Source organism: Caulobacter sp. 05T431, assembly GCF_056665975.1.
In genome coordinates this window covers 1-514 of record NZ_JBFTKU010000091.1, presented here as the reverse complement: position 1 = coordinate 514, position 514 = coordinate 1, and the positions used below count along the sequence as shown (strand labels likewise).

1 protein-coding gene is annotated in these 514 nt (G+C 57.8%); it reads left to right on the top strand.

The window, feature by feature from the left end; translation table 11 throughout:
• Positions 1–514, top strand: a 514-nt coding sequence (locus AC1U89_RS24655) for a hypothetical protein (protein WP_479902239.1), incomplete at both ends; no start/stop codon positions are given.

Genomic DNA, 514 nt, shown 5'->3' with positions numbered 1-514 from the left:
AACTGGGAGACACCTTTTTCGACTTTGGCGGCCTTTGTCTCGAAAGACGCCGCAGAGCAGGCCCAGGCCGGCTTAAACAAAGTTGCCGACGTCTACGAGGCCTACAGCAAGAGTCTTAGTCGAACGGCGCGGCCGTTTTTGAGTGACGAAATTTCCTCCATGCTGGGCATACGGGTAGAGGTGGTGGAGGCCGAGACCGGATGCTCACTCTTTACGCGATCGACGGTGGACTCAGGCGTCCTGAACGAGCGGCGACGGCTTCTCAATATCGGTAGTACCGGCTCCGCTGACCGCCGGGCAGCCATTGCCGGCCGCGATTACTATGTACTGCCGATCAAGGGACGACACCATGTGTGGCTAATGACACCGGCTGATCAGGAAGTCGTCGACCGCCGCAGTTTGCTCCACCTCTGTACGTTGTTCGCCGTGGAGGTCGAGCGCTACTACGTGGAGCACAATGGAGATAGCTCAGCCCTCACGGAGACAATGGTCAGATACTTTGGAGGGTTAATCG